Origin of the sequence: Desulfosarcina cetonica JCM 12296, assembly GCF_001311845.1 — a bacterium.
Taxonomy (GTDB): Bacteria; Desulfobacterota; Desulfobacteria; order Desulfobacterales; family Desulfosarcinaceae; genus Desulfosarcina; species Desulfosarcina cetonica.
The window spans coordinates 18327-33374 of sequence record NZ_BBCC01000051.1 but is presented as its reverse complement, the minus strand read 5'-3'; the positions used below and the strand labels follow the sequence as shown (position 1 = coordinate 33374).

Sequence of the window (15048 nt, the reverse complement as noted above, 5' to 3'; positions counted from 1 at the left end):
ATCCTGGCCGCCCGGGCCAACCGTTTGGCCGGCCAATGGGCCAACCCCACGCCGGCCACCCAGATCGAGGCCATTGTCGAGCAAATCCCGGCGGCCCTGAAGCAGGTGCTGGCCGGCGACACATAAGCACCCGGCACCAAGCGCCAACGGTGCATCACCCCTTTGCCGCTTAAATACTTTCGAAAAGCGCCTCGATTCGCGTTCTGAGCTGTTCCGTGTCGGCGTCGCTGTAATCGGTTTCGATCTTCAGGAAGGGCAGCCCGTGGACCTCCTCCACATGACGCCCGATTTTGAAAGACTCGACGTTGTAGGCATGGCAGGCCTGCAGCACGAAATCGATGACCGCATCCGGTTTGAAATGGCCGATCATGGCTGACAGATCCGTCAAGCGGCGCTCGTTGGGCGTCATGCAGGCACAGGGGATCTTCAGGTAGCGCTCGGCCATGGCGCCGATCGGATCGCCGCTGTTTTCCGCGAATTCGCCCATGAAGGCCTTCATGCCGGTGCAGGCATCGGGTGCCACCACCACGCCGCCGGCCACCTCAATGGTGTTGAAGATTTTGGTGGCGTCGCCGCCCACCGGGCAACCGGTGACCAATACCCGGGGGGCCTTCGGCGGACCGACATGGAAGCCCTCGCGCACGCGCTGCTCCAGGATGTCCGGCAACGGTTCGAGCAGCGGCACCATCTCCTGGCCTGTGGCGGCGATGGCCAGAAAACTCAGATCGTACATCTCTTTCCAGTGCAGCACGGAGGGCACCCGCGCCGCATAATCGAAGATCCGGCGCATCAGGGCGTTCTTCCGGTTGGCCGCCTGCAGCGAGGCCTCGATCTTCTCCTCGTCCGCCTGGCGATCGAAATGCGTTTCGAGAAAGCCTTGCAGCTTTACAATCATCTGCTTCCAATTGGAACGTGCCTCCGCCTCATCGGGAACCTGGGGCAGGTCCATGACGTGGGTCGGCTTGATATCCGCGATCAGTTCGAACATCTTCTTCTTGCCGTCACAGGTGGTCTCGGCGATGACGGCCTGGGACATGGCGTAAAACGGACAGGTGCCTTCGATGATGAATCCGTAGCTGGACTTGATCAGGGGGCACAAGTTGGCCGGCAGCACGGTTTCGGCGGCCGCAATGGGGACCTTGGAAAAGGCGCACAGCACCGCCGGAACGATGCCCATGGCCTGGATCAACTCGATGGGCGCATAGCCGCAATAGATGCCGACAACCGGATCGCCGGCTTGCCTGTGGTCCTGGACGTAATTGAGTACCCGTTTGGCCGGTTCGCCGGCATAGCCATCGTTCAACAGCGGTGTTATCTGCATATGGATGTCTCCGATCCCGCGCACGGGCAACCGTTGGTTACCCGGCAGTCAACAATTGATGAACTCGCAAATAATTCTCTGTTCGGACGGATTCGTAAGAAGCCCGAGATCAAGGCTTGCGAATCCTGAGGAATGAGGTGTACTTGGCGTACTCCGCAATGACGAAGGATGAGCGTAACGCCGATATCGGGCTTCTTACGAATCCGTCAACAATTAATCCGCTTCCCTGGCCAACAGCGCCGCCCCCAACGCACCGATGCGCTGGGGATGCTCGGGAACGCGGATGGGGCGCCCCAGCTTTTCGGATAGCAAGGTCGCCATGCACGGGTTGTTGGCCACCCCGCCGGTGAAGGCGATCTCGCCGTCGGTGGAGACCCGGTTGATCATGCCGGCCGCCCGGCGAATGACGCTGGCATGCAGGCCCAGGGCAATCTCGCGGCGGTTCTCCCCCTTGGCGATCAGGGAGGTGACCTCGGATTCGGCGAACACCGTGCACATGCTGGAAATGTTCAGGCTGTTTTCCGCCAAAAGGGCCTCCGGTCCGAAATCCTCGATGGAAAATCCCAGGGTGCGGGCCATAATCTCCAAAAACTTGCCCGTGCCGGCCGCGCAGCGGTCGTTCATCTCGAACTTCTTCACCCGGCCATTGTCGAACAGGGCGATGGCCTTGCTGTCCTGCCCGCCGATGTCGATGATCGCCTGGATGTCGGGGAACAGGGCCCGGGCGCCCCGGGCATGGGCCTTGATCTCGGTGACGGTCATGGCGTCGAAGGAAATCTCGAACAGATTGCGGCCGTAGCCGGTGGCCATGATACGATCGAAGGACACCTTCTCGATCATCCCCTTGGCCTCGGCCATGGGATCGAACCCGGTGTCGCGCTCTTGGCTCTCGATGATGGCATCGGTTTCATCGACCACGACCAGTTCAATGGTGCGCGAGCCGATGTCGATGCCGGCATAACGTTGTCCCATGAAAGAAATCCTTACGGTTTCAGGGCGGCCAGGGTCTGCTTGAGGGGCCGCACGCGCGTAACGGCCGGCCGCATCGTTTGCATGGCCCGCCCCTTGAGCTTCAAGCGGTTCAGATAGGTCCGGACGCCGCCGGTTACCGGCGCACCGCCGTTTAGCGCCTGCTGCGGAAAGAAAATAAGGTCCATGAGATGCAGGGTGGGCATCTGCCGCCCCAGGATGCCGGCGCATCCGGCGCAGTAGGTGAGCAGCCGGCGGCCCCCCGCCTCCTTTTGGCGGAGCTCAGCCCACTCTCGGGCCAGCTGGGGCCGAACAAATCCGACACTGCCGCCCTCCCCGCAGCACAATGTGCGCTCGCGGCGATGGCGCATTTCCACCACCGCCAGGCCCATGCGCGACACCAGGCTGCGCACCGCATCCTGGGAGGAACGATCCCCTCTCAGGGGGCAGGGGTCGTGAATCGTCAATTCGCCATGGCCCCGGACATCGCCGGGCAGCCGGCCGTTATCGAGAACTTCGTAGACCGTCTCAACGGCCAATGCGCCCCCGTACCGCGAGAACATCTGGTGGCAGCTGGGACAGGCCACCAGCACCCGGCGGATACCGTGGCCGACGAGGTAATCCCGCATCTCACCGAACAGGGTTTCGAAATGGGTTTGGCGGCCAAGATCGTGGCTGGGTTTGGTGCAGCAGTCGAAGACGATGCCCAAATCCGGAATGCCTTGCCGCAGGTAATCGAACAACTGCCAGGTGGCCGCCGGCCGGCTGCCGGGAAGAGCGCAACCGGGGAAGAAAACCGTGTCGCCGCCTTTTGGCAACGCATAGTAGGAAAACAGCGGTGATATGCCCCAGCGCTCGTAGGTCAAAATCGCCCGGTAGCGGGAAAGGTTGCCGTTGGCCCGGGTCATGGCAGCCCGGCGGATGGCCAGGAACAGGTCGCCCGGCGCCAGCCCCTCGGGGCAGACGGCATTGCAGAGGTTGCACAGGCTGCATTCGAAGGCCAACTGCTGATGCGCCGGCCGCGAGAAGTCATACGTCCGGGCGATGGTTCGCGGTGTTCCGTAATGCCGCAGGAACGCGCATCGGGTCTGGCAGGCACCGCAATCCGTGCATGCCGACCCGATGCGTGCAAGCGCCGCCGGAGCGTTGGCGGGATCGGGATCATTCTATTTGAGCTGCTCGACAAAGGCCTCGATGCGCGTTTTCAGTTGGCCGACATCCTCCATGCTGTAGTCGGTTTCGATGCGCAGGCAGGGAATTTGCCGGTCTTCCAGCGCTTTTTCCACCGGCATGGATTCCATCAGATAGGGCTGGCAGAACTGCAGGCCGTAGTGGATCACGCCGTCGGCGTGATAGTCGGCAACCATCTGCTGGATATGCTCGAGGCGGTCGGGGTTGGGGGTGAAAATGGCGCAGTCGACCTGAAAATGGCGGTCGACGATGGCATCCAGCATCTGTTCCACGGTCTCGCCGGAAGCGTCGGTCAGGTGACGCGTGCCACGCTCACCCACGCATGACTCCTCGCCGACGATCACCGCGCCGGCAGCCTCGACGATCATGGGCAGCTTCCAGTTGGGCACCGCCTGGGGGCAGCCGGATACCAGGATGCGGGGCGTCTTGGCCGGGAAAACGCCTTGCTTGGCCGCGATGCGCTTTTCCAGTTCATCGCAGATCTTGTTGACCGATTCGGTAAAGCGGGCCGGGTTGTCGTAGAAGAACACCTGGTTGGCCAAGAGGGCATCCAGACCGGAGATCGGCGCCGGATCGGCCTTGCGCAGGGCGGAAAGGCGATGGATCGCCGCCCGTTTGGCATTGACCGTGTGGATGGCGTCTTTCAGGGATTCCTTGGTGATGGCAACGCCCGTCAGGTCTTCGAGGGCCGCTTTGAAACGCTGGTACTCAGCCTTGAGCAGGGCCTTGCCATTGGCCGACTTGACCTGCGGCAGGTCCATGACATAGAGGTTGTTGACCAGCCCGCCCAGGGATTCATAGGCTTTTTTCTTCCCGTCGCAGGTATTCTCGCCCACGATCATGTCCGCGCTCTCCAGGTACGGGCAGACCTTGCCCAGCTTGAACCCGAAAGAGGACTTGATCAGCGCGCAGGTATTGCGCGGCAAAAGCCGTTCCACATCCTCGGTGGCGAAGTCGGCACCCGAGCAGAGACCGACCAGGGTGGCATTGGCCGCCAGCACGAGCTCCTCGGGCACGAACACGCAAAACGAACCGACGATCTTGCGGCCCGCAGCCTTTTCATCCAAAAGTTCCTTGATACGCAGACCGTGGACCTCGCTCATCACGAAATCGAAATAGGCCATGCCCTCCGGTCGGTTCTTTTGAGACAGATAAATATCCTGGTAGCCCTGGCCCAAAACGCTTAGCAACGCATCGTGCGCGACCAGATCGAGCCCCAGGTCGGTCCACATGGAACGATAGTCTTCACTCATGAGTCCTCCTAGCCTGAACGGATTCGTAACACGTCCGATATCAATTACTCGACCTTTTCGATTTCATACTTGGCGCCCTTCCAGGCAAAGATGCCGCCCGAGTAACGGTAGACGTTCTTGTAACCCAGCTTCTTGGCCCAGGCCGCCCCGTTGTGGCTGCGGGTGCATTTGACGAAACCGCAGTAGATCACGATGAGCTGATCCTTGTCGGGTCCCAGAAGGGTCTCGAAATCCGCCTGGGTCTTGCCGTCGGTCTCCTTGGTATCCCAGGTGGGCATATCGGGAATCGGAAACAGGAACTGAAGGGCACCGGGCACATGTTCCTTCTTGTAGCTCGCCTCAAAGGGCATGGTGTCGATGATGACCATGGGCTTGCCGCTGTCGATCCAGCCCTTGAGTTCCGCGGTGGTGACCAGGTCATAGCCGCCCTGCTGAACCTGGCGCACCAATTTGACGGCATCGGTCTCCTTTTCAAGCTCCTTCTCGAACTTGTTGTCCATGAAGGCCATCGCCGGAACGGCCAGAACCGCCACCAGAACGCTCACCAGGGTCAACTTCAGCATCCATTTCGACATACGCATCCTCCGTTTTCTTGTTTAGGTGTTTTTTCAACCAGCTTGACCCGGTCAAGGGATCAATGTGGCGATATCGCCGCCAGGCATACATGAACCCCACGCCCACCAGCATGAGCAGATCGCGGTAAAGGGCCGGTCGGAGGCCATGGTAAGCCCGGGCCTCGATATCCTCGGGACCGAAACAGCCGCAATCCACATCCAGACCCATGCGGATGCCATAGGCCAGGATGGCCACGAAAAGCACCAACAGTCCGGTGATCGTGCCCAGGGCGCCCCTCAGGTCGACCAGCAGGGCAAGGCCGGCCAGCACTTCCAGGGTCGGCAGGATCACGGCCAGGGGCATGAGCATCGCATCGGGGACCAGACCATAGGCTTCGATAAGAACGGCAAAGACACGCGGGGCGAGAAGTTTACTCGCACCGGAGTAAATGAAAACACCGCCAAGAACCCAACGCAGGAGGTGATACAGCCCGGTAAACCATCGAATTGGCGTGTCAGGAGGTGGCATAGGCATTGACGCTTCGGTTGAACGACCACATTTCCCCTTATCAATCCAGGAACAGAAATTTTTAAATGGCCTACCATTATTAGTCAAAACGTTAATATCTATACGCTCCGATCCCGCCATCGACATTATAAATTTGACATTTATGGGCCATTGGGAGAATGCATAATCATTATCCACAATTTCCCATGCAAAGGTTTCCTCATGCTTCGGCTTTTCGGTTTCACATGACGGTGCTCAGGCTTGCTGCCCGGGTCGGTATGCACTGGAAGATAGGCACAATTACAGACTGAAAGGCCGCATCTCTGCGCCACCACCAGTTCGTTAATAACGCTGTGCAACACCATTGATTCGTTGCGATCACCGACGGCGTACAATCACGTCCATGGGTTTGGGGTTCTCCCGCATTCCAGCGGGCATGTGAGTGATTGTACTGTTCGGCCCCATCGAATCGGTGCGTGTTGCCATCGCAATTTCATCAGACGAAGGATGCCAAGAGAGGAGTGACCATGAGTGAAGCCCAAGCCACGATAAAAATCAACCACCAGCGTAAAGGTGCCTTCATTGAGAAGGTGAAGGACGTCCTTCCGGAAGGCGGCAACCTGAGCCTTTGCCTCACCTGCGGCGCCTGTGCTTCGGGTTGCCCGGCCACGGGCCTGGAGAACATGGATCCCCGCAAATTCCTGCGCATGGCGGCTTTGGGCCTGGACGACGAAATCGCCGGTCATCCCTGGGTCTGGATGTGCTCCCAGTGTCAACGCTGTACCTATGTCTGCCCCATGTCCATCAATATCGCGGGGCTGATTTACGAAGCCCGTCAGCTCTGGCCGCGGGAGGAGCGTCCCAAGGGAATCCTGATCCTGCGACATGGCCCTGCGCAACGACAGCTGTAGTGCCATGGGGTCGCCGCCGGACGATTTCGTTTTTGTCGTCGAGGACGTATCCGAGGAGATTCGCACCGATCAGCCCGGCTGGGAAAACCTTCAGGCGCCCATGGACAAGGAGGGGGCACAATTCTTTCTCAGTCAGAACTCCCGTGAGCCGGTCACCGAGCCCGAGGAGATGGGGCCGCTATGGAAAATTCTGCACCTGGCCGGTGTGGACTGGACTTATGGCAGCACCGGCTGGGGCGGCGAGAACTACTGCATGTTTCTGGCCGACGACGAGAACTGGAAACTCATCACCGAGAAATCGATCCGCAAGGCCGAATCCCTGGGGTGCAAGATCTATCTCAATACCGAGTGCGGCCATTCCACCTATTCGGTCTGGATGGGCGTCAAGCGCCACAAGATCGCTACCGACCTGGAAATCGCCCCCATCGTTCCCTACTATGCCCGCTGGATCCGGGAAGGCAAACTCAAACCGAGCAGCGACTGGAACAAGGATCTGAAAATCAAGTTTACCTGTCAGGATCCCTGCCAGCAGGTGCGCAAAAGCTTCGGCGACCCCCTGGCCGAAGACCTGCGCTTCGTGATCAAAGCCTGTGTCGGCGAAGAAAACTTCATCGACATGACCCCCAACCGCTCAAATAACTTCTGTTGCGGCGGTGGCGGCGGATACCTGCAGTCGGGCTATACCGAGGCCCGGCATCAATACGGCAAGATCAAATTCGATCAGGTCATGGCCACCGGCGCCAAGTATGTCGTTACCCCCTGCCACAACTGCCATGCCCAGATTCACGATCTGGAAGAACATTTTGAGGGCGGCTATCACACGATTCACCTGTGGACCTTGCTGGCCCTCTCCCTGGGTGCGTTGGCCGATACCGAACGCGTGTACCTGGGCGAGGATCTTCAGGAAGTCTGGCTGCCTGGCGAGCCGGGTACGCCCGATCCGTTTGTCACGACACCCTGATGAACGATGGGGGACTGGCCGCTATCGATGCCGCCCCGGGCAACTCGGCGGCCAGCTCCCTTTTTAACCAGAATCAATCAAACTTGATGGACTCGTAAAAAGTCGCATTTCCGACGGATTCGTAAGAAGCCCGAGATCAAGGCTTGCGAATCCTTAAGGAATGAGGCGTACTTAGCGTACGCCGCAGTGACGAGGGATGAAGCGTAACGCCGATATCGGGCTTTTTACGAATCCGTCAACTTTAACCGGAAGCGGATCCGGTTGCCCCTTGACATCGACTGCCCCTGAATATCAACGGCTCCTGCCCATCAACCAAGGAGGATGCAATGAATTCAGATCGGTTCGAACCCCAGATCCTGGCGTATTGTTGCAAGTACTGCGCCTATGCCGCCGCCGACCTGGCCGGGTCCATGCGCCTGGACTACCCGCCCAACGTCAAGGTGATTCAACTGCCATGTAGCGGCCGGGTGGATGTCCTTCATCTTTTGCACGCCATCGAGAAGGGCGCCGACGGTGTGTATGTGGCCGGGTGTCTGGAGGCGAATGCCATTTTGTGGAAGGCAATCTCAAGACCCGCAAAAAGGTCGAGGCCGTCAAACGGATCCTGGCCGAGGCCGGCGTGGAACCGGAACGGGTGGAGATGTACAATCTCTCCTCGGCCATGGGGCCGCGCTTTGCCGAGATCGCCAGCGAAATGACCGAACGGATCCGGGCCTTGGGTCCGACCCCCGTCCTCCGCATCCCGGGAAAGCACGCCGCCTAAGGGCGGCCATGCCGGAGGCTATCATGGCAGGTCATCGTTTTCGGTCCGTCATTTTGTGGATGAGCCTTCTCGCCGCGATGTTGGCAGGGGCTCATCCGGCGGCAACGACGGATCTGCCGTTAGCCCAATCGACGGCCGATGCACCCCGCGTCGTGGTGCCGGAACGGGTGTTCAGCTTCAACGGCGTGGTTGAAGGTGAAATCGTCACCCACGCGTACACCGTCGAGAACCAGGGCGACAGGCCGCTTCATTTCCTGGATGTGCGCACCAGTTGCGGTTGCACCACGGCCCGGCCGCCCGCACCCATCGATCCCGGTAGCAGCGGCCAGATCGTCGTTAGCGGCGATACCGATGGTTACGGCGGCGCGACGTTTCACATGACCGTCACCGTGCTTACCGACGATCCGATCGAGCCCCAGATCGAACTTGAGCTGAAGGGGCCGGTGGTCAAATTCGCGACGATTGAGCCGGCAAGGATCACCTTGGCCGGAAAATGCGGCGAGCCAGTGGTGATTCAGGCGGTGATCACGCCCAACCCCGACCACCCTTTCCGGATCGCTGATGCCATCCCGGATGACCGCCTGGCCGACGTCATCGATGTCCACTTGGATCGCCAACCGGATGGCGTCTACCGGATCGCCGTTCACAACCGCCTGACCACACCGGGACAGTATCGCGGCAGAATCGTCCTGCGGACGGACAGCCGTTTGCGACCGCAGTTGTATCTCTACGTAATCGGCAGGATTGATGCCTGAGCGTCGGCAGAGGAAGGACATTATGATCGACAAAATACATCTCGATCCCAAACTGCAAAAATGCCTGACAACCTTGAAGAAAGGCAGTGCCCGTGCCAGCCTGGCCGCCGATCGGGTGGAAACCATCATTGACGCCCTGAAAACCGGCGGGACCCTGCCAGGCCAGGTGTGTGCCTTTACCCGCAATGGCGAGGCGCGCATCAAGGGATGCCGCAAGTTCGACCTGGGTGCGGGATACCGTCTGGTAACCCTCAAACAGGATAACGATCTCTATCTGCTGTTCGCCGGCACCCACGACGAGTGTGCCCGCTGGATCGAAAACAATCGCGACCATCTGCCCCTGGAAATGATCGCCGAGCGCAGCCGGACGGTAAGACGGTCGACTCGCCATGCCCAGGCCACCGAGCCCGCGCCCCGACGAAGGGATGCCGAACCGGAGGAGGATTGGCTGCCGCCGTTGGACGACCGCGATCTGAGAATTGTTTTCAGCGGCCTGGTGGAGGGCAATTAGCGCACCCACCAGAAATAGAAAAATTACGCACCCATCATAACCATTGGAAAGGAACCCTCGCACCATGATCAACGTCACCGAGCCCGCCGTCCAGGCGGTCAGCGCGTACTTCGAATCCATGGATGTCAAACCCATCCGTATTTTTCTCACCCAGGGCTGCGGCGGCCAGCAGTTGGCCATGGCCCTGGACACGATTGGCGATAAGGATGCGGTCCACGAGGCCGGCGGCTTCCAGTTCATCATGGACCGCGCGCTTCTGGAGCAGGCCCAACCGGTAGAAATCGACTACGCCGACAAAAGCTTCCGCATCTCTTCCAAGCTTGAGCTGAGCGGTGGCTGCCAAAGCTGCGGCACGGCTGGCAGCTGCTGTTCTTCGTAATCCGACCGCACACAACCCAATGCAGTCTTCCCGTGCGATAAAAAAGCCCCCGGATCACCCATCCGGGGGCTTTTTTTCGCCTATCAACGAAGAAGCATAACGCCGATATCGGGCTTTTTACGCATCCGTCCATTTTACTTGCCACGCCGCGCCACCCTGCCGTACCCGTCGGCGATTTGCGGCCAGTCCAAACTCAGACTTGACACCAATCCCGTTTTTCCCTATGTAAATCGACTGATGTAAGCCTGAAATCATACCAGCGTCATGAAGATGCTTGGCCCAATTCTAACGACAATCGAATTCCAAACCGATTAGCGCCACGAAGGCGGACGGACCGAACTCCGTGCGATTTCTTCGTGGCGTTTTTATTTCCAGGCGTTGCCCACGTTGCGGGAATTCCGGGATCAGCCTCGGATAGGCATAACGCCATACATTTATCGTCCCTGATAACGATCTTTCGGTACCAGGGAATGATTCATTCAAAAAACGAGAACTACCGTGAAACAACCGATTGTGATGAGCTGTTGTCTGATATGGCTACTGGTTCAAACCCTTTTGGCCGGAGCGGCGCAAGAGCGGCGCGTGGAGCGGGACACGGACGGGGATGGCAAAATCGACCAGGTGGCCTTTCTGGACGGCCGCGGCACCCCGGTGAAGCTGGAGATCGACAGCAACGCCGACGGCCGCTTCGACAAGATCCAGCTTTATCGGAAGGGCAAGCTGAGTACCATCGAGAGTGACCGCAACCACGACGGCACCATGGACGCCCGCGATATCTTCGAAAACGAAAAACGCGTGCGCCATGAGCGCATGGCGATCAAGACCGGCCGGTTGGAACAGGTGATCCGCTTCGATGCAAAGGAGCAGCCCCTGACCATGGAGCGGGACACCACCGGTGACGGCCGCTTCGACACCCACCATGAATTCGAGGCCGGCAAGCTGGCCCGTTCGACCCGCGACACGGATGCCGACGGCAAGGTCAACGTCTGGCAGACCTTCAAGAACGACCATCCCGTCCAGCAGAAAACCGATGGCGACGGCGATGGCCGCATCGAACGGGTGGTCGATTTCGATGAAAAGGGCCAGCCGCGCATCTTGCGCCACGACCAGGACGCCGACGGCCGCTACGAAACCGTGCGCCACTACAAGGGCGGGGAGATCATCCGTCAGGAAAAGGACGAGAACAACGACGGCCATGCCGACACGCTGATCAATTTTGAAAAGGGCCGGCCGGTTCTGCAGACCCGCGACACCAACTTCGACGGCCGGGTGGATGCGACCACGCGCTATGCGGCCGGCAAACCGGTACGCGAGGAAAAGGACACCAATTTTGACGGCGCCAACGATCACTTCGTCACCTTCGACGGCAAGGGCCAGCCCCTCAAGGTGGAGGAAGAAACCCGCTGCAACGGGCACATCGACCGTATCCGCCACTACCAGGGCGGCGTGGTACAGCGGATTGTCAGCGACGGCGACGGTGACGGCTTCATGGAGACCACCGCCTTCTTCAAGAAGGGCAAGCTCACCACCCAGACCCAGGACACCAACAAGGACCGCCGCGTTGACCTGACGATCTTCTTCAACGCCAAGGGCGAGAAGACCCGCGTGGAGAGCGACACGGATCATTCCGGCCGGGTCGATGCCTGGGAATATTACCGCGGCCCGGCCCTGGTGCGCTCGGAGCGGGACACCAATGGCAACGGCAAGGTGGACCTGAAGGTCTTCTACCGCAGGGCCGAGCGCCAGAAAATCGTCCAGGATCGTGACTTTGACGGCAAGTTCGAGACCACCCAGTGGTTCGACCGGCCGCCCTGGTCCATGGTCATGGAGCTGGACAGCGACGTGAACGGCACGCCCGAGGGCCTCTATTGCTACAAGGACGGGGTATTGCGCGAGAAAAGCGTGGATGAGAATGGCAACGGCCACTTCGATCTCAAGGAGATCTACGATGAAAACGGCAAGCTCACCCGCAGCGAAGAGGTGCCCGACGAGAACGGGAAATTCACCCTGGTCTGGACCTACGACGAAAAGGAAACCGCCGTGCACGCCGAGGAGGATCGTGACCGGGACGGCCGGCCGGACATCTGGTACGACTACCAGGACAGCCACCTGGCCCGCCTGGCCGAGGACACCAACGGCGACGGTCGGCCGGACCTGTGGGAGACCTACGATAACGCCGAGGCGCTGCTTCAGCGCGCCAAGGATTTGAACTTCGACGGCACGCCGGATTACACCGAAACGGCCGGAGGCAGTTAATGCCCATCCAGAAATGGCCAATTTGCACGACATCCATGTTCCGCGAAAAATTTTATCCTCGAAATATCAACCATATGCCTGCGGTAAAAATCGCGCGCCTCGATCTCGACCAAATTTTCCTATTTCTGGATGGGCATTAGTTAGAATCCAGGAGGCGCGGATGGCAAGCAACAGCCATCGAGCTTCAGCCTTCAGCCTATCCACCTAAAGTTAAGGAGACACACACCATGTTCGAACTACTTGCCAAGGGCGGCGTTCTGGTCGGCCCGATCCTGCTCTGCTCGGTGATCGCCCTGGCCCTGTTTCTGGAACGTCTCGTCCGCCTCGGCCGGGTCCGTATCCGGGGCAACGGGCTGGTCGGCGGCATCATCCAGCTTCTGAAAAAAGGCGAAGACCAACAGGCCTATGCCCTGGCCAGCCAGGATCCCTCACCCATGGGCCGCGTCTTGACCCAGGCCATGGAGGTCAAGGACCAGGATCGCGAGACCCTCGAGGCCGTGCTCGGGCATGCCACCGACACGGAAACCCGCGATCTCTCCCGCTATCTCCAGGCCCTGGCCACCATCGGCAACATCACCCCGCTCTTGGGCCTGCTGGGCACGGTGATGGGCATGATCAAGGCCTTCATGGTCATCCAGGAAATGGGCGGCAAGGTCAATGCCGCCGTTCTGGCCGGCGGTATCTGGGAAGCCATGCTGACCACGGCCCTGGGCCTGGCCGTGGCCCTGCCCACCATGGTGGCCCACAGCTACCTGAGCGCCCGCGTGGACCGTTACGAGGCCCAACTCCGGGACGGCGGCGTGACCTTTCTCAAGGCCGTCGGCGCCCGTCTGCACGGCTGAAGGAGACATCCCCATGTTTACGCATGCCCGACGAAAATCCCGCTACGCGGTGCAGTTTCCCATCACCTCGCTGATCGACATCGTCTTCATGCTGCTGATCTACTTTCTGCTCACCACCAACTTCATGGTCGACGAAGGCATCAAGATCAAGCTGCCCCAGGCCCGCGCCGCCGCGCCCCAGACCGAGGAGACCATCACCATCTACGTGGACGCCCAGGGCCAGGCCTTCATCGGCGAGGAGATGCTGCCCCTGGACCGGCTCTTCGACCGGCTCAAGGAAAAAATCGGCGGCCGCGCCGATGAACTGGTGGTCGTACGCGCCGACCGCACGGTAATCCTCAACAGGGCCGTCAAGGTCATGGACATCGCCAAGCGCCGGCGCCGGCCGGCTCTGCCTGGCCACCGAAAAGGAGCTGTAATCCCATGGAAGCTTCCCTGGAGTTGACGCCAATGGACCATCTACAGGGCCCCAACTGGCTGCTGCGCGGCCTGGTGATCGTCTCCGTGGCGATCCATGCCGTACTCTGCATCCACTTCGCCGGCATCTATCGCACGCGGGCAATTTCCTACATCGAGATGACCCTCAAGAACGTGGTCCAGCCGGCGGCGCGCACCATTCCCCGGCCGCGCCTCCGACCCAAGATGCCCGAACCCCAGAATCAAGTCAAACAAATCAGGGCCGTGGCCCGTCCCGTACCCCGCTTCAAACCCCTGGCCATGGCACCGGTCAATAGCAATCTCCCCGACACGCTCATGGAGGGCATCCAGGCCCCGGATATTCCCCAGACCCCCGGGGTGGACAGCGCCGCCTGGACAGCCACCCCCCAGGCCGGCCTGGCCGCCGGCGACTACATGACCACCACCAGCTACCTGGATATGGTGCGCCTGAAAATCGAAAGCCGCAAGCGCTATCCCGAGGCGGCCAAGGCCCGCAGTATCGAGGGCCGCGTGACAATCCGTTTCGTTCTGTCAAGCGACGGCTCGATCCGCGATCTTGCCGTGACCAAGGGCACCCGCAACAGCTCCCTGAACATGGCCGCCCTGGACGCGGTCGAGCGCGCGGCGCCCTTCCCCCGGCCGCCGGCCAACCTCTTCAAGGGCGACCTGCCCCTGGAACTGACCATCGTCTTCGAGCTGACCTGAGCGGCTTTTATCTTAACGCCAGTGTGGACGCCTACTTCGATCAAGCCATCAACGCCGGCTCCGAGGCCGAGGCTATCGGCTACTGGAAGCTGGCCCAATGGGACGGCAAGACCGGCTGCGGCCCCCGGGGCGACGCCCCCTGGGCCTGGCTGATCAACCTCGATCATGTCTATTTCGTCAGCGAGCACCTGAACATCGGCGCCTCACGGATCGAACCCCACGGCCAATATCACCACGTGGACCTGGAAGGAGTAATGGTCACGGATCAGCACCGATATCGGCGTACGCGAATCCTTCGTCACTGCGGCGTACGCAAAAGTACGCCTCCCTCCTTAAGGATCCGCAAGCCTTGATCTCGGCGCTGATACGCAACCATTGACGAGGGAAAAGGTCGGGCTGCAATACGAGGCACCCTTCGGCACGGGAGCGCGCATCTGGTACACCGACGTGGGCAAATGGTACACGGACACCACCAACGATCACAGCTATGATGGCTTCCGAACCACGGATCTGACCCTGTATCATACCTTCGCCAAGAAATGGACGCTCTCCTTTGATGTCAAAAACCTCTTCGACGAGACCTACGCCGAGTATGTGGGCTATTGGAGCGGCGCCAACCAATACATGAGCAGTAATCCGCGGGCGTATTACGTGTCCTTGCGTTTCGACATTTGATCCATGCATCGGCCGGCAGTCCTCACGATTCTGCCGGCCGGCATGTTAAGGCGCGT

15 protein-coding genes and 2 pseudogenes are annotated in these 15048 nt (G+C 60.1%); 11 read left to right on the top strand and 6 right to left on the bottom strand.

Annotation, left to right across the window (positions count from 1 at the left end; all coding sequences use genetic code 11):
* Window positions 1-169: 169 nt before the first annotated feature.
* The 6 genes from JCM12296_RS13460 to JCM12296_RS36355 form a co-directional block, all read right to left on the bottom strand.
* On the bottom strand, window positions 170-1321 hold the full coding sequence (locus JCM12296_RS13460; RefSeq protein ID WP_054693821.1) for a double-cubane-cluster-containing anaerobic reductase: 1152 nt from the start codon (window positions 1319-1321) through the stop codon (window positions 170-172).
* A 213-nt stretch (window positions 1322-1534) separates the two neighbouring features.
* On the bottom strand, window positions 1535-2293 hold the full coding sequence (locus tag JCM12296_RS13455) for an acyl-CoA dehydratase activase (protein WP_054693817.1): 759 nt from the start codon (window positions 2291-2293) through the stop codon (window positions 1535-1537).
* Window positions 2294-2304: 11 nt separating this feature from the next.
* Window positions 2305-3414 carry a (Fe-S)-binding protein gene (locus JCM12296_RS41805; RefSeq protein WP_281492009.1) on the bottom strand — a complete coding sequence of 370 codons (1110 nt, stop codon included), beginning with the start codon at window positions 3412-3414 and terminating at the stop codon, window positions 2305-2307.
* A 42-nt stretch (window positions 3415-3456) separates the two neighbouring features.
* Window positions 3457-4734: a double-cubane-cluster-containing anaerobic reductase gene (locus JCM12296_RS13445; protein ID WP_054693810.1), complete on the bottom strand. Its 1278-nt coding sequence runs from the start codon at window positions 4732-4734 to the stop codon at window positions 3457-3459.
* A 44-nt stretch (window positions 4735-4778) separates the two neighbouring features.
* Window positions 4779-5234, bottom strand: coding sequence for a rhodanese-like domain-containing protein (locus JCM12296_RS13440; RefSeq protein WP_246804270.1), 456 nt, complete (start codon window positions 5232-5234; stop codon window positions 4779-4781).
* On the bottom strand, window positions 5206-5823 hold the full coding sequence (locus JCM12296_RS36355) for a MauE/DoxX family redox-associated membrane protein (protein WP_172683893.1): 618 nt from the start codon (window positions 5821-5823) through the stop codon (window positions 5206-5208). Before JCM12296_RS36355 ends, JCM12296_RS13440 begins: the two co-directional genes overlap by 29 nt.
* A 500-nt stretch (window positions 5824-6323) precedes the next feature.
* Here JCM12296_RS36355 and JCM12296_RS13430 point away from each other — a divergent pair.
* The 11 genes and pseudogenes from JCM12296_RS13430 (at window position 6324) to JCM12296_RS13380 (ending at window position 14992) form a co-directional block, all read left to right on the top strand.
* Window positions 6324-7668 (top strand): annotated as a pseudogene (locus JCM12296_RS13430) ((Fe-S)-binding protein).
* Between the two features lie 326 nt (window positions 7669-7994).
* A pseudogene (locus JCM12296_RS13425) lies at window positions 7995-8431 on the top strand (hydrogenase iron-sulfur subunit).
* A gap of 23 nt (window positions 8432-8454) precedes the next feature.
* A complete protein-coding gene (locus tag JCM12296_RS13420) occupies window positions 8455-9186 on the top strand; it encodes a DUF1573 domain-containing protein (RefSeq protein WP_054693801.1) in 732 nt (243 codons plus the stop codon).
* Window positions 9187-9208: 22 nt separating this feature from the next.
* A complete protein-coding gene (locus JCM12296_RS13415) occupies window positions 9209-9697 on the top strand; it encodes a hypothetical protein (protein WP_054693798.1) in 489 nt (162 codons plus the stop codon).
* 64 nt (window positions 9698-9761) lie between these two features.
* On the top strand, window positions 9762-10076 hold the full coding sequence (locus tag JCM12296_RS13410; RefSeq protein ID WP_054693795.1) for an IscA/HesB family protein: 315 nt from the start codon (window positions 9762-9764) through the stop codon (window positions 10074-10076).
* Between the two features lie 498 nt (window positions 10077-10574).
* Window positions 10575-12332: a hypothetical protein gene (locus tag JCM12296_RS13405; RefSeq protein WP_054693792.1), complete on the top strand. Its 1758-nt coding sequence runs from the start codon at window positions 10575-10577 to the stop codon at window positions 12330-12332.
* Window positions 12333-12559: 227 nt separating this feature from the next.
* Window positions 12560-13174, top strand: coding sequence for a MotA/TolQ/ExbB proton channel family protein (locus tag JCM12296_RS13400; RefSeq protein WP_054693789.1), 615 nt, complete (start codon window positions 12560-12562; stop codon window positions 13172-13174).
* Between the two features lie 13 nt (window positions 13175-13187).
* Window positions 13188-13619 (top strand): ExbD/TolR family protein, encoded by a 432-nt coding sequence (locus tag JCM12296_RS13395; RefSeq protein WP_083456119.1) that lies wholly within the window; start codon window positions 13188-13190, stop codon window positions 13617-13619.
* Entirely contained in the window at window positions 13598-14317 is a 720-nt protein-coding gene (locus JCM12296_RS13390) for an energy transducer TonB (protein ID WP_054693786.1), read from the top strand. Before JCM12296_RS13395 ends, JCM12296_RS13390 begins: the two co-directional genes overlap by 22 nt.
* Before the next feature lie 23 nt (window positions 14318-14340).
* Window positions 14341-14670 (top strand): hypothetical protein, encoded by a 330-nt coding sequence (locus JCM12296_RS13385; RefSeq protein ID WP_054693783.1) that lies wholly within the window; start codon window positions 14341-14343, stop codon window positions 14668-14670.
* A 22-nt stretch (window positions 14671-14692) separates the two neighbouring features.
* Complete coding sequence (locus JCM12296_RS13380; protein WP_054693780.1) at window positions 14693-14992, top strand: TonB-dependent receptor domain-containing protein; 300 nt, start codon at window positions 14693-14695, stop codon at window positions 14990-14992.
* The last annotated feature ends 56 nt before the right edge of the window (window positions 14993-15048 follow it).